Below are 20,108 nucleotides of genomic sequence, written 5' to 3'. Positions count from 1 at the left end.
CGTGCTCGGTAGTCTGTACGGGTTGCCGCCCGCATCTGGTGGATGCACGTCGAGCACCGAGCGTCAGCACGACCGTCCCAGCCGAACACCTCAACCCGTGGAGAGCAGTTAACCGTGGCCGCCCAGTCCAATGTGGAATCCGTCGTCAACCTCGCCAAGCGCCGGGGCCTGGTGTACCAGTGCGGTGAGATCTACGGCGGTACCAAATCGGCGTGGGACTACGGCCCGCTCGGCGTCGAACTCAAGGAGAACATCAAGCGGCAGTGGTGGCGCACGATGGTCATCAGCCGCGAGGACGTCGTCGGCCTCGACTCGTCGGTTATCCTGCCGCGTCAGGTGTGGGAGGCCTCCGGCCACGTCGAGGTGTTCACCGACCCGCTGGTCGAGTCGCTGCACACCCACAAGCGCTACCGCGCCGACCATCTCATCGAGGCCTACGAGGCGAAGCACGGGCACCCGCCGGCCAACGGTCTGGCCGACATCAACGACCCGGAGACCGGGCAGCCCGGCAACTGGACCGAACCCAAGGCGTTCAGCGGTCTGATGAAGACGTTCCTCGGGCCCGTCGACGACGAAGAGGGTCTGCACTACCTGCGTCCCGAGACCGCACAGGGCATCTTCGTGAACTTCAAGAACGTGATGACCACCGCGCGCAAGAAGCCGCCGTTCGGCATCGCGCAGATCGGCAAGAGCTTCCGCAACGAGATCACACCGGGCAACTTCATCTTCCGCACCCGCGAGTTCGAGCAGATGGAGATGGAGTTCTTCGTCAAGCCGGGCGAGGACGAGGAATGGCACCAGTACTGGATCGACCAGCGCTTCGACTGGTACGTCAACCTGGGCATCGACCCGGAGAACCTGCGGCTCTACGACCACCCGAAGGAGAAGCTGTCGCACTACTCCAAGCGGACTGTGGACGTGGAGTACAAGTTCGGCTTCACCGGCAACCCGTGGGGTGAGCTCGAGGGTGTCGCCAACCGGACCGACTACGACCTGTCCACCCACAGCAAGCACTCGGGGGAGGACCTGTCGTTCTTCGACCAGGCGTCGGGTGAGCGCTACACCCCGTTCGTGATCGAGCCGGCGGCCGGCCTGACCCGCTCGCTGATGGCCTTCCTGTGCGACGCCTACACCGAGGAGGAGGTGCCGAACGCGAAGGGCGGCACCGACACTCGGACGGTGCTGCGGCTCGACCGCCGGCTGGCCCCGATCAAGGTCGCCGTGCTGCCGCTCTCGCGCAACGAGAAGCTCTCGCCGAAGGCCCGCGACCTCGCCGCCGAGCTCCGCAAGCACTGGAATGTCGAGTTCGACGACGCACAGGGCATCGGCAAGCGGTACCGCCGGCAGGACGAGATCGGCACGCCGTTCTGCGTGACGGTCGACTTCGACACCCTCGACGACCAGGCCGTCACGGTGCGCGAACGGGACACCATGAGCCAGGAGCGGGTCGCGCTCGACAAGGTCGCCGAGTATCTCGGCGGCAAGCTGCTCGGCGCCTGATCCTGCTCCCGGCCGCGCGGGCCGGGTGTTCACGATTCCGCCTGACCTGCGGATGTCTGTCACAATCGATGACGAGTTGTCGCGTGGAGTAGGGCATGGGGTCCGTCGTGCGCGCGACGAGAGAGTGAGTGGAGTCGTGTCTGTCAGCGGGAAAGTCGTTCATTACGACGCGAATCGGGGATTCGGGTTCTTGGCGCCGGAATCGGGCGGCGCCGATGTGTTCCTCCACATCAACGACATCGACATCGACGAGAACTCGTTGAAACCGGGTGCCAAGGTGTCCTTCGACATCGAGGAGACCGACCGCGGTTCCAAGGCCGTCAACGTCGCGGTGACCGAGGCCGCGCCGGCCGACGACACCGCCGGCGCACGGGCGCACCGCCGCGACGAGCACCACGGCCGCGACCGTGATCGTGGGGACCGGGGCGACCGCGGACGTCACGACGACCGCGGCAGTCGTCGTCCGCGCGGCGGGGGTGGCTCGCTGGATGCCGCCGCGTTCACCGAAGAGCTCACCGAGCTGCTCCTCGACGCCGACGGCGCCCTCACGGCTCGTCAGATCGTGGCGATCAGGCAGCGGGTCACCGACTTCGCCGTCGCCCGGGGCTGGGTGCTTGACTAGCACCCGACAGGTTCCCGAGACGGTCGGGCATGTGCTCCCGACGGTGGCAACCTACGGCGACGAGGCCGTCGAGCGGTTCGTGCCCGAGGGCGCCAAGGTCGCGAGCCTGCCCGGCACCCGGACCGACCATCGAAGCGACTTCGCGCGGGACCGTGCGCGGGTCCTGCACTCGGCCGCCCTGCGCAGGCTGGCCGACAAGACGCAGGTCGTCGGTCCGCGCGAGGGCGACACGCCCCGTACCCGGCTCACGCATTCGCTCGAGGTCGGGCAGATCGGCCGGGGGATCGCCATCGGTCTCGGCGCCGAACCCGACCTCGTCGAACTCGCCGGACTCGCCCACGACATCGGGCATCCGCCCTACGGACACAACGGCGAACGCGCGCTCGACGAGGTGGCGGCGGACCACGGTGGTTTCGAGGGCAACGCCCAGAACCTGCGCATCCTGACGCGGCTCGAACCCAAGCTGCTCGATGCCGACGGGCGCAGCGCCGGCCTCAACCTCACCCGCGCGTCGTTGGACGCGACCCTGAAGTATCCGTGGACCCGACGCACGCCCGGAGGCAAGTTCGGCGCCTACGACGACGATGTCGCCATGCTGGCGTGGATTCGTCGTGACGCGCCCGGTACCCGACAGTGCGTCGAGGCGCAGATCATGGACTGGTCCGACGACGTGGCGTACTCCGTGCACGACCTCGAGGACGGCGTCATCGGTGGCCGGATCGACCTGCGGACCCTCGGCGATCCGCAGGACCAACGCGCGCTCGCCGACATCGGCGCCAAGGAATTCCCGGGTCTCGACCCCGAGGCCCTCGTCGACGCCGCCGCCCGCCTGCACCGCATGGACATCGTGCGGTCGGTGGGTGTCTTCGACGGCACGCTCGACTCCTACGTCGCGCTCAAGAGGTTGACGAGTGAGTTCATCGGCCGCTTCGCGTCGGCCGCGATCACCGGCACCCGCGAGGTGGTCGGCGACCGGCCGGTCTCGCGCTACGACGCCGACCTCGAGGTGCCGGAACTCATCGCCGCCGAGGTGTCGATGCTCAAGACCCTGGCACTGCGCTTCATCTTCTCCAACGAGCGGCACAAGGCGACGCAGCGTCGCCAGCGGGAACGCATCCACCGGGTCGCGAACTGGTTCGCCGAGGCGGCGCCAGGGGGCCTGGACCCGATCTTCGTGCCGTGGTGGAACGCCGCGTCCGACGATGCCGCCCGCATGCGCGTCATCGTCGACCAGATCGCGTCCATGACCGAAGGCCGGCTCGAGCGCACCGACAAGCACAATTCGGGGGCCCAGGCGCATCTGGGGTAGGCCGGGCGTGGTCGACGAAGCACCCGGCCGGGCGGCCTCACCGGCGTCACTACACTGGTCGCGTGGCAGGCCGAATTCCCGATCGCGACATCACGGCGATCCGTGAGCAGACGAGGATCGAGGACATCGTCGGCGACTACGTCGCCCTCCGGCGCGCCGGTGCCGACAGCCTCAAGGGCCTGTGCCCCTTCCACGACGAGAAGTCGCCGTCGTTCCACGTCCGTCCCAACCACGGCCACTTCCACTGCTTCGGCTGCGGCGAGGGCGGCGACGTGTACAGCTTCCTGCAGAAGCAGGAGCACATCAGCTTCGTCGAGGCGGTCGAGCAGCTCGCCGACCGGATCGGCTACCAGATCAACTACGAGGGCGGCGGTACCGCCATCAAGCGGGACCGCGGCACCCGCGCCCGACTGGTGGCCGCCAACGCCGCCGCGGCCAAGTTCTACGCGGCCGCGCTGCAGTCACCCGAGGCGCAGCCGGCGCGCGACTACCTCAAGGAACGCGACTTCGACGCGGTGGCGGCCGTCCAATTCGGTTGCGGTTACGCACCTGCCGGCTGGGACACGATGACCAAGGCGCTGTTGTCGCAGGGCTTCGAGTTCAGCGAACTCGAGGCCGCCGGTCTGTCCAAACAAGGACGCAAGGGGCCGATCGACCGCTTCCATCGCCGTCTCCTGTGGCCGATCCGCAACCTCGGCGGGGACATCATCGGCTTCGGCGCCCGCAAACTGTTCGACGACGACAACCTCGGCAAGTACATGAACACGCCGGAGACCATGCTGTACAAGAAGTCTCAGGTGCTGTTCGGTCTCGATCACGCGAAGAAGAGCATCGCCAAGGGGCATCAGGTGGTGGTCGTCGAGGGCTACACCGACGTCATGGCGATGCATCTGGCCGGCGTCACCACCGCGGTCGCCTCGTGTGGCACCGCATTCGGTGAGGACCACCTCGCCCTCATCCGGCGGCTGATGATGGACGACTCGTACTTCCGCGGCGAGGTGATCTACACCTTCGACGGGGACGATGCCGGAAAAGCAGCCGCGCTCAAGGCCTTCGAGGGCGAACAGTCCATCTCGGGGCAGACGTTCGTGGCGATCGCGCCCGACGGCATGGACCCCTGCGAACTCCGGCAGGAGAAGGGCGACGCCGCCGTCCGCGACCTGGTCGCGCGTCGGGTGCCGATGTTCGAGTTCGCGATCAAGACCCTCCTCGCCGGCCACGACCTCGACACCGCCGAGGGCCGCGTCCACGCGTTGCGCGACACCGTCCCGGTGGTCGCCCGGATCAAGGACATCGCGCTGCGTGACGAGTACGCCCGCCAGCTGGCGGGTTGGGTCGGTTGGGAGGAGGTCTCCCAGGTTCTCGGCAGAGTCCGCGAAGAAGGCGCGAGAATTCGAAAGGCGCAGGGCGTCAGTAACTCCGGCAGTCGGGGGAGCGGTCGCGGTGCTCGTAATCGGCCGGAGGCGGAGGCCGCGCCGACGTCGGCCCGCCCCCAGCCCAACGACCCGCGCCTGTGGCCGCAGCGGGAAGCGCTGAAGGCGGCGCTGCAGTATCCGGCGATCGCCGGCACGGTCTTCGACTCGCTGCCCGTCGAGTGCTTCAACGAGCCGGCCTACGCGATCATCCGCCAGGCGATGACCGGGCTCGGCGGGACGTCGTCCGGTCTGGGTGGCGCGGCCTGGGTCGACGCGGTGCGCAATGCCGTCGACGACCCGATCATCGATCCGCTCGTGACCGAACTCGCCGTCGAATCGATGCCGGTCGACGAGGACAACATCGCCCGCTACATCTCCAGCGTGCTCGCACGGTTGCAGGAGGTGTGGGTGGGCTCGCAGATCGCCGACATCAAGTCGCGTCTGCGCCGGATGGCACCCAGCGACGACCCCGACGGCTACAACGCGGTCTTCGGTGATCTCGTGGCGCTCGAGGCCTATCGTCGTAGCCTGCTGGAACAGGCTGTCGACCCGATCGTCGACGCGGGCTGACACACCCGCGTAGGTCTTCGCGCCGACGGTCGCGGGGCCGGCGGCCGATGAGTATCCGTCTCCGGCCCGGTCTACCCCGTCGATACCCCCACGCCACCGACGGAGGCAGGAATCCATGGCGACAACGATCTTCTCGGCGACGGCATCACTCGACGGGTTCATCGCCGGACCCGGTGGCGACATGTCGTGGCTGACCCGATTCTTCGACGTGCCCGCCGACGGGCAGCCGGCGTCCACTGCAGCGGACGATGCCGCCGCACGGTTGATGCGCGGCACCGGCGCACTGCTGGTCGGCAACCGGTCGTTCCGCGGCGATGACCCCAACAAGGGCACCGACCGCGAGGGTGCGTTCGGCGGCGAATACGACGGTCCCGCCGTCGTTCTCACACACAACCCGCCGGCGGACCCCGTCGACGGCTTCACGTTCGTCTCGGATCTGCACGAGGCGGTCGACCTCGCCGCCCGGACGGCCGGCGACGGCTACGTCACCGTCATCGGCGCCGACGTCGCGCGACAGATGTTCGATCACGGGCTGCTCGCCGAGGTGCTCGTGTTCTTCGTCCCGGTGTTCCTGGGGGCGGGGGTCCGGCTGTCGACCGTCCCGAGGGCGGCGAGGTCAGACTCACGCCCATTCCCGGTGAGACCGAGTACTGGTGTCGCGTCGAACGATGAGCCGGCGCCACCCGGCGACGAACTCGAGCTGAACAGTCGACGACGGTTCGTTCTCCCACTCTGCGAGGGCGACCGGCGGCTGCCTAGCGTGGGACCGTGGACGCGTATGACGAGCGCCGGCAGGTCACCGAGGTGCAGCACCGCCTGATCGGGATGTACGGCGACAGAAAACCCGAGGAAGTGGCCGATGCGGTCGAAGCCGCGTACCGACACTTCGACGGCACCGACGAGCGCGACTTCGTGCCGCTGCTGGTCGAGTGCCGCGCCAACGAGACACTCAGTGGCTCTGAGGTGATGGCCGACTCGACCGATGTGCCACCCACAGTGGGTGAGTGAGCGCTGCGGGCCCGGCCGGGGGATTGTTTGCTCTCGCTCTGTGCTACAACGCTTTTCGTGCGTGGGGCGGGCGGGGCTCGAACCCGCGACCTACGGATTATGAGTCCGCGGCTCTAACCGACTGAGCTACCGCCCCGTGGGCCCGAGAGCCCGATGCTGGACATTACCGCACGGTCGACGGTCATATGAATGCGGACCGGCACGACTGCCGAAGACGAGAAACCCGTCACCTGCCGACGCGGGTGACGGGCCTCTTGCTCCCCCAACTGGACTCGAACCAGTAACCGTTCGATTAACAGTCGAATGCTCTGCCAATTGAGCTATGGGGGACTGCCTCGGACCTGCTCGGCGCTCGTGGAGCGCGTCATCAGGACCGAGGACAGACTTTAGCGCATGGTCATGTCGGACGACAAAACGGGCGGTCAGCCGCATGCGGCGGCCAGGCCGCCCGCTGCGCTAGTCCCGGGGGTAGTCCTCGGGATCGATCTCGACCTCGGCGGCCTGTTCGGCGGCGTCGGCGTCGTCGGCTTCGAACGGCACGCTGGGGTTGACACCTTCAGCGGGGTCGGGCGCTGCCGTCTGGGCTTGCTCGAGTGCATCGGCCTCGTTGGCCTCGACCGGCAGGTCGGCTTCCGGTGACGTCATCGGGACGCTCCTCTCGTCGTCGGACTCCTACGTCTCCACGTGTACCCGACGAGAGTGGTTTCAGTCTCCGCCGCGTCGCTCGTCGTAGTCGGCCTGGGCGTCGCGGACGGCCGGCATGTTGTCCTGCACGAGTTCGATCAGGCCGCTCAACTGGTCGGCGACCTGCCTGCCGAGCGGGGTGAGGTGGTACTCGACCTTCGGCGGGATGGCTTCGAGGACGGTGCGCACGATCATGCCGTCGCGTTCGAGGCTCTGCAGGGTCTGCGAGAGCATCCGTTCGCTCACGCCGTCGACGCGTCGCCGCAGCGCGCTGAATCGATAGTTGCTCTCCCCCAACGCGATCAGCACGAGGCTGCCCCAGCGTCCGGTGACGGTCTGCAGTGTGGTCCGGGACGAGCAGTCTCGGGCGAAGACGTCCGCCTCGAGGGACTCGTCGCTGATCTCGGTCACGTGCTCAACGGTAGCCGAATCGACGAGACCTTGCTAACAGTTCGTATTGCACTTACGAAAAGTAAGTGCATACTGGGAGTCGTCCAACCGACAGCGATGAGGAATCAGATGACCACAGCAGTGACCGGCGCGACGGGACAGCTCGGCGGACTCGTGATCGACGAACTACTCGCCCGGGGCGTCGCCGCCGCCGACGTGGTGGCGATCGTCCGCGACGAGTCGAAGGCCTCGACGCTTGTGTCGCACGGCGTTTCGGTCCGTGTCGCCGACTATGACGATCCGGCATCACTTGTCGACGCCCTCGTCGGCGTCGACAAGTTGCTGCTGGTCTCGGGTTCGGCGGTCGGGCAACGTGTTGCCCAGCACACCAACGTGATCGAGGCGGCGGAGGCCAACTCCGTCGAACTGATCGCCTACACCAGCCTGCTGCACGCCGACACGAGCGGTCTGAGTCTGGCTCCCGAGCACGTCGCCACCGAAGCCCGACTGAACGAGTCGTCGGTGCCCGCCGTGATCTTGCGCAACGGCTGGTACTGGGAGAACTACCTGGCCGCCATCCCGCAGGCGGCGGCGACCGGAACGCTCCTGGGTGCCGCGGGTGAGGGAAAACTCGCTGCCGCCGCTCGCGCCGACTACGCGGCTGCGGCCGCAGCGGTCCTCACCGCCGACACAGACCAGGCCGGCAAGGTCTACGAGTTGGGTGGCGACGAGCGGCTGACCTACGGCGAATTCGCTCGAGCGATCGGTGAGGCCTCGGGTGCGTCCGTCCAGTACCGCGACCTCTCCGAAGCCGACTACCAGGCCGCTCTCGTCAGCGCGGGTCTGCCGGAACCGGTCGCCGCGATGCTGGCCGGCGCAGATGCCGGGATCAGCCGCGGTGAGCTGGACACCGACTCCGGCGACCTCCAGTCGCTCATCGGCCGGTCGTCGACCCCTGTCGCGGAGGTCATCGCGCAGGCGCTCGCCTGACCCGGCGTCGCACGATCGGCGTCCGGCGTGCTCCGCGCCGAGTCGCATCGATGAGTTTGGCTGCGACACCGAGTCTGTCCGCATAGATTGCTCGTGCCGGCCGACAAGGAAGCCGAACCATGCCACAGCTACTCAGAGTCCAGAACTTCTCGATCTCACAAGATAGGGTGGGGGCGGGGGAGAACCAGACGTTCGAGCGGCCCTTCGGTGACCGCGTCGAACCGTGGGAACTGATGTCGTGGGCGGGTGCCACCGCCGGTTGGCCCAACCGGACCGACCCGGGTGGCACCCGCGGCCTCGACGACTACTTCACTCGCGACTTCGCCCACAACATCGGTGCGGAGATCATGGGCCGCAACAAGTTCGGTTATCAACGCGGCCCGTGGACCGACCACGAGTGGCAGGGTTGGTGGGGTGACGAACCGCCGTTCCACACTCCCGTCTTCGTGCTGACGCACCATGTTCGGCCGTCGTTCACGCTGAGCGACACCACGTTTCACTTCCTCGACGCCACCCCGGCCGAGGCCGCCGAGCAGGCGAAGGCCGCGGCGGACGGCAAGGACGTACGTATCGGCGGCGGCGTGAGCACCGTGCGGGAGTTCCTCGACGCCGACCTCATCGACACCCTCCACATCGCCGTCGCACCCGTCACGATCGGCGCCGGACTCAAACTCTGGGAGTCACCCGAGGAGCTCGAGGGCCGGTATCACCACGAATCCGTCCCGAGCACCAGTGGCGTGACGCACCATTTGTTCTGGCGCAAGTAGCGCAATGGCGGTGGAATGAGACCGGGAACTCGCGTAGTTGTAGGGACCATGACGGAACTCGCCGGCAAGGCCACGACTCTGCTCGAACTCCACCAACCGGGAAACCCGGTCATCCTGCCCACGGTGTGGGACGCCTGGTCGGCGAACCTCGCGATCTCCGCCGGGTTCACCGCGCTCACCGTCGGCAGTCACCCGGTGTCGGACTCGATCGGCAAGCCCGACAACGAGGGCATCACGTTCGAGGAACTGACCACCCGCATCCGGCAGATCACCGCGGCGGTCGACGTCCCGATCTCCGTCGACATCGAGTCCGGCTACGGGGAGGACCCGAAGACGCTCATCGAGGGCCTGATCGCCGCGGGTGCCGTCGGTCTGAACATCGAGGACACCGTGCACAGCGAGGGCGGACGCCTTCGCGACGCACAGGAGCACGCCGACTTCGTGGGTGCGCTCCGGGCGGCGTCCGACGCCACCGATGTCCACGTGGTGATCAACGCGCGCACCGACCTGTTCGTCAAGCAGGTCGGCGACGAATCCGACCGCCTCGACCGGGCAATCGACCGAATGAAATTGGCTGCCGATGCCGGCGCAGACGTGCTGTACCCGGTCGGTTTCCACGACGACGCCGCGCAGAGGCGGCTCACCAGCGAACTGCCGTTGCCGGTCAACGCGATCGGCCATCCGACCAAGAACACCAAAGCGGCACTGGCCGAACTCGGTGTCGCCCGGGTCAGTTTCGGACCGATCTTCCAGATGGTGCTCGCCGAGCGCGCCGCCGAGGTTCTCGAACCCTGGAAGTAGTCACACCGCTCTCCTCCGGGTAGTCGGACCCGGAGGAGAATGTCGGTGGTCCGAACTACCGTCGGATCATGGCACTCACGAAATCCGAACGAGAAGCGTTCCTGTCCGAACCCCATGTCGCGGCGCTGTCGGTCGAAGCCGAGCCCGGCCGGGCGCCGCTCACGGTCCCGGTGTGGTACCAGTACGAGCCGGGCGGTCGCCCTTGGCTGCTCACCGGAACCGAATCGCGCAAGTTGCAGCTCATCCGTACCGCCGGGCGGTTCACGTTCATGGTCGACGAGGTGTCGCCGCGGCTGATGTACGTGGCCGTGTCGGGGGATGCGGTCGACATGGTGCCGGGCACCCGCGGCGACCTGCAGGAGATGGCGGCGCGCTACCTCCCGCCCCAGGCCGTCGACCCCTACGTGGAGATGGCCGAGAAGGATCACGGTCCCCAGACCAAGCTGATCCTCGAACCGAAACAGTGGGTGTCCCTGGACCTCGGTGCGCTCTGACCGACGGGCCGTGATCCGGCAGCGAGACGAACCCGTCGGGAACGTCTCGCTACATTGAACGCATGCCGAAGTCGCGTTCCACGTCCGACCAGCCCGAACAGTCCGTCGACGCGGAGTCTCACCAGGCGACAACGCCGACGGGCGAGCAGGTCACCCCGCTGGACGGCAACGAGTTCCTGCAGGCCAATCGCAGTAACCGCGACAAGTACCGCGCCGAGGCCGAGGCGAAGGCGGCGAAAGCAGCCCGCAAGGCCGAGCGCCGACACCCGGCTGACGAGCCCACGGGTGCCGACGAGCCGGCCGATACGGACGACGCCGACGGGTCCGACGACGCCACGACCGTGGTCGCGGACCCACGCCCTGGCTCGGACCGCACCCCCCGCAAGCTCGATCCCGCCACGGCGCGTAGGAGTGGTTCCCGCCGGTGGACCGGTTGGACTTCGACGGTCGGCAGCCGACCGTGGGCGGTGATCGCGCTGATCGTGGCGGTCGTCGTCCTCGCGGCGTCGACGGCGGTGCTCGCCGTGGCGTACGTGGATGCCGATGAACGCGCCGAGTCGAGCGCGTCGGCCGGTACGACGACGTCCCTCCTCGAGACCGCCCGGCGGTACGCGGCCGAGATCTCGACCTACAACTCAGCCGACTACGCTGACCTCGACCGACGCATCCGGGAGATCTCCACGCCCGCGTTTACCCAGACCTACATCGAGTCCTCGCAGGACGCCCGCCGCGGATCCGCCGAGGCCGAATCGGTGTCCACGGCGACGGCCGACAATGCGGGCCTCATGTCCGTCGACGACGGCAAGGCCGTTGTGCTGGTCACCCTGGACCAGACCCTGAAGTCGCCGCAGACCGCCCAGGAGTTCCCGGAGGGATTCCCGTATCAGTCGCGGGTCAAGGTCACCCTCGTGGAGCAGGACGGTCGCTGGCTGATGGACGACTTCGCGGTGCTGTGAGGCCTCGGCTCCCTGATCCGAAAGAAGCGAGTCCTATCGCTCCCTGAGGAGCGGCCGGAGCTTGCGGAGGGCGCGGCCAACCATCGCCTTCCGAATCCGAAGAACGACATAACCATTGCCCCCTGAGGTGCGAGGAGCGTTAGCGACGAGCCACGAAGGGCCTGGTGAGACACGTTGCGAAGCCCTTCGTGGCTCGCTTCGCTCGCACCTCAGGGAGCAGTGGCTCAGCACGTCTCTCGGGTTCTGTAGTTCTTTCGGATCAGGGAGCGGGGTCCGGCGTGCTTGCCGGTCATCAGATAGTCAGCCGTGCAACAGAATCCGCATCGCCAGTGCGTCGATCCGGTCGGGGGAGGGCGGTAGGGACTGACGCGACAGGTCGGTGACCACGTTCAGGGAAGCGTGTACGAGGAACCGCGCCTGCGAGAGCGACAGCTCGTCGCGGACGCGGGTGAGCCAGGTGGCGAACTCGTCCACGGTGATCCGCTGCTGGTTGCGTAGTTCCTCGCGTGCCTGTGGAGTCGTGTGCCCGATCTCGGTCTCGTAGATCGCGATGAGATCGGTTGCGCTGGATGATAACCGGATGTACGAGGCGACCATCGCGGCGATCGCCTCGCGGGGCGTGGTCGACGCCGCCAGCGCGTCGGAGATGGCCGACGTGACCCGGTCTGTGGCGCGCCAGAACGAGGCCTCGAGAATGGCGACCTTGCTGGGGAAGTGGCGGTACACGCCTGATGCCGGCAGGTCTGCCGCGTGTGCGATGTCCTCGATCGTCACGTCCCGGAACCCGCGGGCGGCGAACAGCTCGATCGCCTCGGTCAGGATGACCTCGCGCTTGGCGGCCGGGGCGAGTCCGATCACCGACGGCGGCTCGAGGTCGGTCGGCTCGGGCAGCTCGACTTCGAGCAGGCCGATCGCGGCGGCCGACATCAACGCCGTCGCCTCGCGGGCCGGCAACGAGGCGCGATGCGTTGTCGGACTTGCCGCGACGCTGATCATTGCGGCAGCAACGAGATTGGCGTCGAGATCGGTCAGCAACGGGCGCAGCCGGCGGGCGGCGGCACGCACACGACGATGCTGGTGGACGACGACATCGCGGACGATCGCGGCGTCGGCGGGCTCGAGGTAGCGCGACTCCCACCGGTACAGCCCACCGCGGCGGCGATTGTCGAACGAGGTGGCGGTGATCGCCTCGAGGAGTGCGGGCAACTCCTCGGGCGACCCCTCCGGGACGGTGTCGAGAACGTCGCGCAGGCCGGTCGCGAGGTCGGCGGTGGTCTCGGCGAACAGTGCGTACTTGTTCGGGAAATGCCGGTACAGCGCCGGGGTGGAGATGCCGACGGCGTCGGCGATGTCGTCGAGCCGCACCGCGTGGTACCCGCCGTCGCTGAAGGCCTTCGCCGCGGCGTCGACGATCATGCGTCGCCGGTCGGCGGGACGGCGACGCCGGGCGCCGGTGTCCGGGCGCGACGTCTGCGGACGTGCGGTCATGACGACAGAGCCTATCCGGAGACCACGTTCTCGTGACAGATTTCGGCATCGACCGGCAAAACTGCAGGAGAGACCGGCTTGCGGGTCTGATAAGTTAACCGAGATTCTCGTGATCTGCGTCGCATTGTGGTAGTAATCTAGGCGATGGCACAGATGCGGGGGGCTGTGTCTACCGAGAAGCCGGCCTGGAGTGGGGAGAGCAGTGAGCGAAGAGATCACGCGCGGCGGAGTCATCACATCGGTGGACGACTCCGGGATCGGGCGCCTGACGATTTCTCGTCCGGAACGGATGAACGCCCTCGACGGCGGGGCCCATCAGGCGATCGAGGACACGTTGGCGGAGTGGTCGACTCGCGACGACGTCCGCGTGATCGTGCTCGACGGCGCGGGCGGCAGTTTCAGTGCGGGCGCCGATGTCCGGGGCTTCGCCGAACAGTCGACCGCGGGCGGCGCCTCCGGGTTCACTCCGACGCAGGCGCGTCAGATCATCTCCGGAGGTTCTGATCTCATCCGGGCCGTGCGTTCGGTCCCGGTCCCGGTGATCGCCTCGGTCGACGGTGCGGCCGCCGGGATCGGTGCGTCGCTCGCACTCGGTGCCGACCTCATCTACACGACGGCCAGGTCGTATTTCCTGCTCGCGTTCGTCAACATCGGTCTGATGCCCGACGGCGCGGCCTCGATGTCGTTCGCCACGGCCGTCGGCCGCGTGCGAGCCAACGAGCTGGCGCTGCTCGGTGAGAAGCTGCGTGCCGCAGAGGCTCTCGACGCCGGACTCGTCAACGGCGTCGTCGAGGACCGTGCCGCGCTCGACGAGGTGGTCGGCAAGGTCGCCCGCAAGCTCGCCTGCAAGAGCGCCGCGGCGCTCCGGCTCACGAAGGCCGCGCTCGACGCGCACACGATGTCCGGTTTCGAGGCCGCGATCGAACGAGAACTCGACGGCCAGACCGAACTGCTCCAGTCCCCGGAGTTCCAGGCGGCCATCACCGCGTTCGCCGGCGCCTCCAAGTGAGCACTGCGACACGTCGGAATCGCTGTACCACAACCGTTCCCGACCCCATCACCACCAGAGAGACAACGAGGAGACCGATCGTATGACCGCGACCGTCGACACCTTCAGCGACCTGGCCACCGAGCCGCTGCGTTCGCGCCGCAACCACTGGAACAACCAGATCCGCCGCCACGCCTTCATGACCCCGGACAAGGCGGCGCTGAAGTTCCTGGGCAACGTCACCACCTGGAAGGAACTCGACGAGCGCAGCCGCGCCTTCGCGGCCGCGCTGAGCCGCCGCGGCGTGCAGTTCGGCGATCGTGTGCTGATCGTCCTGCTCAACCGCTCGGAGTACGTCGAAGCGGTTCTGGGCGCGAACCTGATCGGGGCCATCCCCGTGCCGGTGAACATCCGGATGAGCCCGGCCGAGGTCGCGTTCCTCGTCAACGACAGCGGCGCGAAGGTGATCGTCACCGAGACCCTGCTCGCCCCGCTGGCCGACGCCGCGGCCGCCTCCACCGGAGCGATCGAGCGCACCATCGTGGTCGGCGGTTCGGACAAGGACAACCACCTCGACTACGAGGCGCTCGTCGCCGAGGATTCGTCGGATCTCGAGGAGATCGACGTTCCCGAGGAGACCGTCGCGCTGATCATGTACACCTCGGGCACGACCGGAAAGCCCAAGGGCGCCATGCTCACTCACACGAACATGCAGGCGCAGGCGGTCACCTGTCTGCAGGCCCTGCAGACCCGTTCCGACGACATCGGCTCGTGTGTTGCCCCGATGTTCCACATCGCCGGCCTCGGCGCCATGGCGCCCCTGTTCTACATGGGCGCCCTCTCGGTGATCCATCCGCTCGGCGCGTTCGACCCCGACGACATGCTGGACACCATCGAGCGCGAGGGCACCACCTCGATCTTCCTGGTGCCCGCACAGTGGCAGGCCGTCTGTGCCGCGCAGCAGGCCAAGCCGCGTGATCTCAAGCTACGTGTGATCAGCTGGGGTGCGGCCCCGGCGTCGGACACCGTCCTGAACGCGATGAACGAGACCTTCCCGGAGGCGCTCAACGTCGCCGTCTTCGGACAGAGCGAGATGTCGCCGATCACCTGCGTACTCGAGGGCAAGGACGCCCTGCGCAAGATCGGCTCCATCGGCAAGGTCGTCCCGGCCGTGACCGCGCGCATCGTCGACCCCGAGGGCAACGACGTCGCGCAGGGTGAGGTCGGCGAGATGGTCTACCGCGGCCCGAACATGATGAAGGGGTACTGGCAGAACGAGCAGGGCACCGCCGACGCCTTCGCCGGCGGCTGGTTCCACTCCGGTGACCTGGTCCGTGCCGATGAGGAGGGCTTCCTCTACGTCGTCGACCGCGCCAAGGACATGATCATCTCCGGTGGCGAGAACATCTACTGCGCCGAGGTCGAGAACGTCCTCTTCGGTCATCCGAGCATCACCGAGGCGGCGATCATCGGTCGCGCACACGAGAAGTGGGGTGAGGTGCCGGTCGCAGTGGTCGTGCTCGCCGAAGGCGTCGAGGACCTGACGCTCGCCGACCTCGAGCCGTACCTCAACGAGAACCTCGCGCGGTTCAAGCATCCGAAGGACATCGTCATCGTCGACGAGTTGCCGCGCAACGCCGGTGGCAAGGTCGTCAAGCCGACCCTGCGCCAGAGCTACGGCAGCAAGGACGCCGGCCTGGCCGACTGACGCCGTCGTATCCACTGTCGTCGGACGCCTCGGCGACGTCGACACCCTCCGACCTGGGCGCGAGCACTCGCGTCCAGGTCGTCGTGGTCTCATCAGTCCAGACCACCGCCGGCGTCGACGCGGCCAAGAAACGCGCACTAGAACACGTTCCAATTTTGTGGTTGAGTGACTACTGTCACGTCATGGCGGCAACCGTCGGAGTGAGTAGATCCTCCCGGTGCGAGACGTCGCCGGGTTCGAACGGAGGAGTTCAGTGAAGACAAAGGGTGCATTGCTGCGGGAGCACAACAAGCCGTGGGCGATCGAGGACATCGAGATCGGCGATCCCAAGGCCCACGAGATCAAGATCAAGATGGAAGCCGCCGGCATGTGCCACTCCGATCATCACCTGATGACCGGTGGCATCCCGATGGCCGGGTTCCCGATCCTCGGTGGTCACGAGGGTGCGGGCGTCGTGGCCGAGGTCGGTGAGGGAGTCACCGACTTCGAGGTCGGCGACCACGTCGTGCTGTCGTTCATCCCGTCGTGCGGCAAGTGTCCGTCGTGTCAGTCGGGAATGGCCAACCTGTGCGACTTCGGCGCCATGCTGCTGCAGGGTGAGGCGGTGTCGGACAACACCTTCCGGATCCAGACCGCCGCCGGCGAGAACGTCTACCCGATGACGCTGCTGGGCACCTTCGCGCCGTACATGGTCGTGCACGAGGCCTCGGCGGTGAAGATCGACAAGGACATCCCGTTCGAGGTCGCGGCGCTCTGCGGCTGTGGCATCCCCACCGGTTACGGCTCGTCGACCCGCAGCGGCGACGTACGACCGGGGGAGGACGTCGCGATCGTGGGTGTCGGCGGCGTGGGTACCGCGGCCCTACAGGGCGCGGTCATCTCCGGCGCCCGCAACCTGTTCGCCATCGACCCGGTGGAGTGGAAGCGGGAGCAGGCGCTCAAGTTCGGGGCCACCGCGGCCTTCGCCACGGTCGAAGAGGCGGCCATGGCGATCGCGGAGACCACTCACGGCGGCATGTGCCAGAAGGTGATCGTCACGGTCGGCGAGGTCCACGGCAAGGACGTCGACCTGTGGATGGGTATCACCGCCAAGGGTGGCACCTGCGTCCTGACCGGTATGGGCAACATGCTCGAGAGCGATGTCAACCTCAATCTCGCCATGCTGACCCTGCTCCAGAAGAATCTGCAGGGTTCGATCTTCGGCGGTGCCAACCCGAAGCTCGACATCCCACAGCTGCTGTCGATGTACAAGATCGGCAAGCTCAACATCGCCGACATGATCACCCGGCAGTACCGTCTGGACCAGATCAATGAGGGCTACCAGGACATGTTGGACGGCAAGAACATCCGCGGAGTCATCCGCTACACCGAAGAGGACTGGTGAGCACCCGGGTAACGTGACCCGATGTGTCTGTCCTTGATTCTCTGACGGAATGGCCCGTCGACCACGTGTCGGCGGCGATCATCACCCGCGACGGGGTCGCCGACCAGTTCGGCGACCCCGCTCGCGTCTACGAGCTCGCCTCGGTCACGAAGCCGCTGGTGGCCTACGCGGTGCTCGTCGCCGTCGAGGAGGGAGCCGTCGAGCTGGACGACCCGGCCGGGCCGTCGGGGTCGACCCTTGCCCACCTGCTTTCGCACGCGTCCGGCCTGGCCTACGACACCCGCGAGGTCGAGGCCCCGCCGGGGGAGCGGCGGATCTACTCGAGCGCGGGCTTCGAGGTGGCCTCCGAGGTCGTGGCCGAGGCGACCGGTATCGAGTTCGGCCGCTATCTCTCCGAAGCCGTGTGCGCGCCGCTGGAGATGTCGTCGACGACGCTCTACGGGCCGGCCGGGCATGCCGCCCGCTCGAGCGTGGCGGATTTGGCGGCCTTTGCCCGCGAGTTGCTGGATCCGCGCCTGCTGGCGCCGGAGACCTTCGGGACGCTGACGTCGGTGCGGTTCCCCGGACTCGACGGATTCGTCCCCGGGTACGGCAAGCACCGTCCCAACGACTGGGGGATCGGCTTCGAGATCAGGTCCGAGAAGTCGCCGCACTGGACCGGGACGAGGAACTCCCCGCGGACGTTCGGGCACTTCGGTCAGGCCGGGACGTTTCTCTGGGTGGATCCGGCGCTCGACGCGGCCTGCGTCGTGCTGACGGATCGGCTCTTCGGACCATGGGCGAAGCCGCTGTGGAGCGAGTTCAACGATCGTGTCGTTGATGAACTCTCGTCACAGAACTGAATTTTTCTCGCAGGAGAAACTAGCGCAACACGTGCATCATGGGGCACAATTGACCCTACGAATGTGATATCCGCTGTCGCGAGGTGTGTTGGGGAAGACGTTCCTCGTCGACAACGGAGGTGAACAAGGTGCGCAATCTGAATCAGTTTGCGGACATGACAACAGGAGTGGTCTACATCCACTCGGCGCCGGTGGCGCTGTGCCCGCATGTGGAGTGGGCTCTGTCGTCGACCCTGAATGCGCGCGCCAACCTGAAATGGTCGGCACAGGATGCCGAACCCGGCATGCAGCGTGCCACTGTCGACTGGGCGGGTCCGGTCGGTACCGCGGCTCGTCTGGTGACGGCGCTGCGGGAGTGGTCGGCGCTGCGTTTCGAGGTGACCGAGAACCCCAGCGAGGGTGTCGACGGTGAACGGTTCTGCTACGTCCCGGGACTCGGCCTCTGGCGCGGCTCCACGAGCGCCAACGGCGACGTCATCATCGGCGAGAACCAGTTGCGTTCGATGATCGAATCGCAGCCCGACAGCGCCGGTCTCGCCGGTGAACTCGAAGGCGCGCTCGGAACCGCGTGGGACAACGCGCTCGAGCAGTACCGCATGGGCGGTGCCGGCGCCGAGGTCACCTGGTTGCAGCAGCGGGTGGGTTAGCAGGGGGACGAACTACAACGAGACGTGCCCCGGTCCTCGTGGACCGGGGCACTTTCGTCGTCTGTGCGATGCGTCAGAGCGGGATGTTCTTGTGGCGACCGCGGCGCGCGGGTGCCGCGGCGAGCGCCTCGGCGATGATGCTGCGAGTGTGCGCCGGGTCGATGATCTCGTCGACCACGCCGATGGACTGTGCGCGGCCGACACCGCCGGCGATCGCCTCGTGCTCGGCGGCGAGACGGTCGTGCAGGGCCTCACGCTCGTCGTCGGGCGCTGCGGCGAGAGCTTTCTTGTGCAGGATGCCCACCGCGGACTTCGCGCCCATCACGGCGACCTCGGAGCCCGGCCAGGCGAACACCGCGGTGGCGCCGAGCGCACGCGAGTTCATCGCGATGTAGGCGCCGCCGTAGATCTTCCGGGTCACCAGCGTGACCCGGGGGACCGAGGCCTCGGCGAACGCGTGCAAGAGCTTCGCGCCGCGGCGGACGACGCCGTTCCACTCCTGGCCGACGCCGGGCAAGTAACCCGGCACATCGGTGATGACGATGAGCGGGATGCCGAAGGCATCGCAGAGGCGGACGAAACGCGATGCCTTCTCCGCGCTCTCGGAGTTGAGGCAGCCGCCCATCCGCAGCGGGTTGTTCGCGATGATCCCCACGCTGCGTCCGGACAACCGGCCGAAGCCGACGACGATGTTCGGTGCCCATTTGGCTTGCAGCTCTTCGAAACTCGAGATCTGGGTCTCGCCGTCGGCCGCGACACCGGAGTCGAGCAACTGCTCGACGACCGGGTGGACGTCGTAGGCGCGCCGATTCGACTCCGGCAGCAGGGCCTTGAGGTCGGTGTCGCCGGCCCGCGCGTGTTCGCGGTCGAAATGTCCCTGCTGGGTGAACGTCGACACCAGACGCCGTGCGCGCCACAGCGCGTCGGGCTCGGAGTCGGCGACGATGTGACAGACACCGGACTTCTTGCCGTGGGTGGTCGGGCCGCCCAGCGACTCCATGTCCACTTCTTCGCCGGTGACGCTCTTGACGACGTCCGGGCCGGTCACGAAGACCCGGCCGGCCGGCGCCATGATCACGACGTCGGTGAGCGCCGGGCCGTAGGCGGCGCCGCCGGCGGCGAAGCCGACGACCACCGAGATCTGCGGGATGTAGCCCGAGGCACGCACCATCGCCTCGAAGACCTGACCCACCGCGTGCAACGCCTCGACACCCTCGGCGAGGCGGGCGCCACCCGAGTGCCAGATGCCGATGACCGGCGCCTGTTCGGTGATGGCGGTGTCGATGGCGTTGACGATGTGCGCACACCCCACGACACCCATGGCGCCGCCCATGACGGTGCCGTCGGTGCAGTAGGAGACCGTACGGACCCCGTGCACCAGTCCGACGGCGGCCTGGACGCCCGACTTGTCGCGCGGATGGAGCAGCGACATCGTGCCTTCGTCGAAGAAGTTGGTCAGCCGCAACAGCGGGTCGCGGGGATCGGCGGCTTCTTCGCGGCCGGCAACGGGAGCCAAGGTCGTCATCGATGTCTCCTGGGTGTCGG

At 67.5% G+C, this 20,108-nt stretch carries 20 protein-coding genes and 2 tRNA genes; 16 read left to right on the top strand and 6 right to left on the bottom strand.

Going from position 1 to position 20,108, the window contains the following annotated elements; translation table 11 throughout:
- Nucleotides 1-114 precede the first annotated feature (114 nt).
- The 6 genes from FFS52_RS16165 to FFS52_RS16140 all read left to right on the top strand — a co-directional run bounded on the left by FFS52_RS16165 (nucleotide 115) and on the right by FFS52_RS16140 (nucleotide 6,424).
- The gene (locus FFS52_RS16165) at nucleotides 115-1,500 is read left to right on the top strand and encodes a glycine--tRNA ligase (RefSeq protein ID WP_004023004.1); all 1,386 of its coding nucleotides are present in this window, start codon (nucleotides 115-117) and stop codon (nucleotides 1,498-1,500) included.
- 136 nt (nucleotides 1,501-1,636) lie between these two features.
- Nucleotides 1,637-2,122, top strand: a complete 486-nt coding sequence (locus FFS52_RS16160) for a cold shock domain-containing protein (protein ID WP_058252071.1) — start codon at nucleotides 1,637-1,639, stop codon at nucleotides 2,120-2,122.
- Nucleotides 2,115-3,431 carry a deoxyguanosinetriphosphate triphosphohydrolase gene (locus FFS52_RS16155; protein ID WP_137810276.1) on the top strand — a complete coding sequence of 439 codons (1,317 nt, stop codon included), beginning with the start codon at nucleotides 2,115-2,117 and terminating at the stop codon, nucleotides 3,429-3,431. Before FFS52_RS16160 ends, FFS52_RS16155 begins: the two co-directional genes overlap by 8 nt.
- A gap of 62 nt (nucleotides 3,432-3,493) precedes the next feature.
- A complete protein-coding gene (dnaG, locus tag FFS52_RS16150) occupies nucleotides 3,494-5,416 on the top strand; it encodes a DNA primase (RefSeq protein ID WP_137810275.1) in 1,923 nt (640 codons plus the stop codon).
- Between the two features lie 115 nt (nucleotides 5,417-5,531).
- Nucleotides 5,532-6,236, top strand: coding sequence for a dihydrofolate reductase family protein (locus FFS52_RS16145; protein ID WP_249356297.1), 705 nt, complete (start codon nucleotides 5,532-5,534; stop codon nucleotides 6,234-6,236).
- A complete protein-coding gene (locus tag FFS52_RS16140; RefSeq protein WP_137810274.1) occupies nucleotides 6,185-6,424 on the top strand; it encodes a hypothetical protein in 240 nt (79 codons plus the stop codon). The genes FFS52_RS16145 and FFS52_RS16140 overlap by 52 nt, the downstream gene beginning before the upstream one ends.
- Before the next feature lie 62 nt (nucleotides 6,425-6,486).
- Here FFS52_RS16140 and FFS52_RS16135 read toward each other — a convergent pair.
- The 4 genes from FFS52_RS16135 to FFS52_RS16120 form a co-directional block, all read right to left on the bottom strand.
- Nucleotides 6,487-6,560, bottom strand: a tRNA-Ile gene (locus tag FFS52_RS16135).
- Between the two features lie 121 nt (nucleotides 6,561-6,681).
- A tRNA-Asn gene (locus FFS52_RS16130) sits at nucleotides 6,682-6,754 on the bottom strand.
- A 126-nt stretch (nucleotides 6,755-6,880) separates the two neighbouring features.
- Nucleotides 6,881-7,069, bottom strand: coding sequence for a hypothetical protein (locus tag FFS52_RS16125; protein WP_137810273.1), 189 nt, complete (start codon nucleotides 7,067-7,069; stop codon nucleotides 6,881-6,883).
- Nucleotides 7,070-7,129: 60 nt separating this feature from the next.
- Nucleotides 7,130-7,519, bottom strand: a complete 390-nt coding sequence (locus FFS52_RS16120) for a helix-turn-helix domain-containing protein (protein ID WP_058252066.1) — start codon at nucleotides 7,517-7,519, stop codon at nucleotides 7,130-7,132.
- Nucleotides 7,520-7,627: 108 nt separating this feature from the next.
- Between FFS52_RS16120 and FFS52_RS16115 the strand changes: the two genes are divergently transcribed.
- From FFS52_RS16115 to FFS52_RS16095, 5 genes are all read left to right on the top strand, one after another.
- Nucleotides 7,628-8,488, top strand: coding sequence for an SDR family oxidoreductase (locus tag FFS52_RS16115; RefSeq protein WP_137810272.1), 861 nt, complete (start codon nucleotides 7,628-7,630; stop codon nucleotides 8,486-8,488).
- Nucleotides 8,489-8,607: 119 nt separating this feature from the next.
- Nucleotides 8,608-9,255, top strand: coding sequence for a dihydrofolate reductase family protein (locus tag FFS52_RS16110; protein ID WP_137810271.1), 648 nt, complete (start codon nucleotides 8,608-8,610; stop codon nucleotides 9,253-9,255).
- A gap of 48 nt (nucleotides 9,256-9,303) precedes the next feature.
- Nucleotides 9,304-10,056: an isocitrate lyase/phosphoenolpyruvate mutase family protein gene (locus tag FFS52_RS16105; RefSeq protein WP_137810270.1), complete on the top strand. Its 753-nt coding sequence runs from the start codon at nucleotides 9,304-9,306 to the stop codon at nucleotides 10,054-10,056.
- A gap of 68 nt (nucleotides 10,057-10,124) precedes the next feature.
- Nucleotides 10,125-10,550, top strand: a complete 426-nt coding sequence (locus FFS52_RS16100) for a pyridoxamine 5'-phosphate oxidase family protein (protein WP_137810269.1) — start codon at nucleotides 10,125-10,127, stop codon at nucleotides 10,548-10,550.
- A gap of 62 nt (nucleotides 10,551-10,612) precedes the next feature.
- Nucleotides 10,613-11,506 carry a hypothetical protein gene (locus FFS52_RS16095; RefSeq protein ID WP_137810268.1) on the top strand — a complete coding sequence of 298 codons (894 nt, stop codon included), beginning with the start codon at nucleotides 10,613-10,615 and terminating at the stop codon, nucleotides 11,504-11,506.
- Nucleotides 11,507-11,806: 300 nt separating this feature from the next.
- Here the strand turns inward: FFS52_RS16095 and FFS52_RS16090 are convergent, their stop codons facing one another.
- The gene (locus FFS52_RS16090; protein ID WP_137810267.1) at nucleotides 11,807-12,994 is read right to left on the bottom strand and encodes a TetR/AcrR family transcriptional regulator; all 1,188 of its coding nucleotides are present in this window, start codon (nucleotides 12,992-12,994) and stop codon (nucleotides 11,807-11,809) included.
- Between the two features lie 202 nt (nucleotides 12,995-13,196).
- Here FFS52_RS16090 and FFS52_RS16085 point away from each other — a divergent pair, with 202 nt between their 5' ends.
- From FFS52_RS16085 to FFS52_RS16065, 5 genes are all read left to right on the top strand, one after another.
- The gene (locus FFS52_RS16085; RefSeq protein ID WP_137810266.1) at nucleotides 13,197-14,003 is read left to right on the top strand and encodes an enoyl-CoA hydratase-related protein; all 807 of its coding nucleotides are present in this window, start codon (nucleotides 13,197-13,199) and stop codon (nucleotides 14,001-14,003) included.
- Between the two features lie 82 nt (nucleotides 14,004-14,085).
- The gene (gene fadD5, locus FFS52_RS16080; RefSeq protein ID WP_068971888.1) at nucleotides 14,086-15,690 is read left to right on the top strand and encodes a fatty-acid--CoA ligase FadD5; all 1,605 of its coding nucleotides are present in this window, start codon (nucleotides 14,086-14,088) and stop codon (nucleotides 15,688-15,690) included.
- A gap of 253 nt (nucleotides 15,691-15,943) precedes the next feature.
- On the top strand, nucleotides 15,944-17,074 hold the full coding sequence (locus tag FFS52_RS16075; RefSeq protein WP_065630090.1) for an NDMA-dependent alcohol dehydrogenase: 1,131 nt from the start codon (nucleotides 15,944-15,946) through the stop codon (nucleotides 17,072-17,074).
- A 23-nt stretch (nucleotides 17,075-17,097) separates the two neighbouring features.
- Nucleotides 17,098-17,916, top strand: a complete 819-nt coding sequence (locus tag FFS52_RS16070; protein WP_068971889.1) for a serine hydrolase domain-containing protein — start codon at nucleotides 17,098-17,100, stop codon at nucleotides 17,914-17,916.
- 128 nt (nucleotides 17,917-18,044) lie between these two features.
- The gene (locus FFS52_RS16065) at nucleotides 18,045-18,563 is read left to right on the top strand and encodes a DUF3145 domain-containing protein (RefSeq protein ID WP_010841193.1); all 519 of its coding nucleotides are present in this window, start codon (nucleotides 18,045-18,047) and stop codon (nucleotides 18,561-18,563) included.
- Nucleotides 18,564-18,636: 73 nt separating this feature from the next.
- Here FFS52_RS16065 and FFS52_RS16060 read toward each other — a convergent pair whose 3' ends face one another.
- Nucleotides 18,637-20,088: a carboxyl transferase domain-containing protein gene (locus FFS52_RS16060; RefSeq protein WP_137810265.1), complete on the bottom strand. Its 1,452-nt coding sequence runs from the start codon at nucleotides 20,086-20,088 to the stop codon at nucleotides 18,637-18,639.
- Between the last annotated feature and the right edge of the window lie 20 nt (nucleotides 20,089-20,108).

This window comes from Gordonia sp. ALPHA1B1 (assembly GCF_005502615.1).
Taxonomy (GTDB): Bacteria; Actinomycetota; Actinomycetes; order Mycobacteriales; family Mycobacteriaceae; genus Gordonia; species Gordonia hongkongensis.
Note: the sequence above shows the minus strand (reverse complement) of the source record. Positions and strands in the feature narration are given on the sequence as shown.

Coding starts and splice junctions, on each gene's coding strand:
- FFS52_RS16145 (WP_249356297.1), top strand. CDS start 5,532: ATGGCGACAACGATCTTCTCGGCGACGGCATCACTCGACGGGTTCATC.
- FFS52_RS16125 (WP_137810273.1), bottom strand. CDS start 7,069: ATGACGTCACCGGAAGCCGACCTGCCGGTCGAGGCCAACGAGGCCGAT.
- FFS52_RS16115 (WP_137810272.1), top strand. CDS start 7,628: ATGACCACAGCAGTGACCGGCGCGACGGGACAGCTCGGCGGACTCGTG.
- FFS52_RS16110 (WP_137810271.1), top strand. CDS start 8,608: ATGCCACAGCTACTCAGAGTCCAGAACTTCTCGATCTCACAAGATAGG.
- FFS52_RS16105 (WP_137810270.1), top strand. CDS start 9,304: ATGACGGAACTCGCCGGCAAGGCCACGACTCTGCTCGAACTCCACCAA.
- FFS52_RS16100 (WP_137810269.1), top strand. CDS start 10,125: ATGGCACTCACGAAATCCGAACGAGAAGCGTTCCTGTCCGAACCCCAT.
- FFS52_RS16095 (WP_137810268.1), top strand. CDS start 10,613: ATGCCGAAGTCGCGTTCCACGTCCGACCAGCCCGAACAGTCCGTCGAC.
- FFS52_RS16090 (WP_137810267.1), bottom strand. CDS start 12,994: ATGACCGCACGTCCGCAGACGTCGCGCCCGGACACCGGCGCCCGGCGT.
- fadD5 (WP_068971888.1), top strand. CDS start 14,086: ATGACCGCGACCGTCGACACCTTCAGCGACCTGGCCACCGAGCCGCTG.
- FFS52_RS16060 (WP_137810265.1), bottom strand. CDS start 20,088: ATGACGACCTTGGCTCCCGTTGCCGGCCGCGAAGAAGCCGCCGATCCC.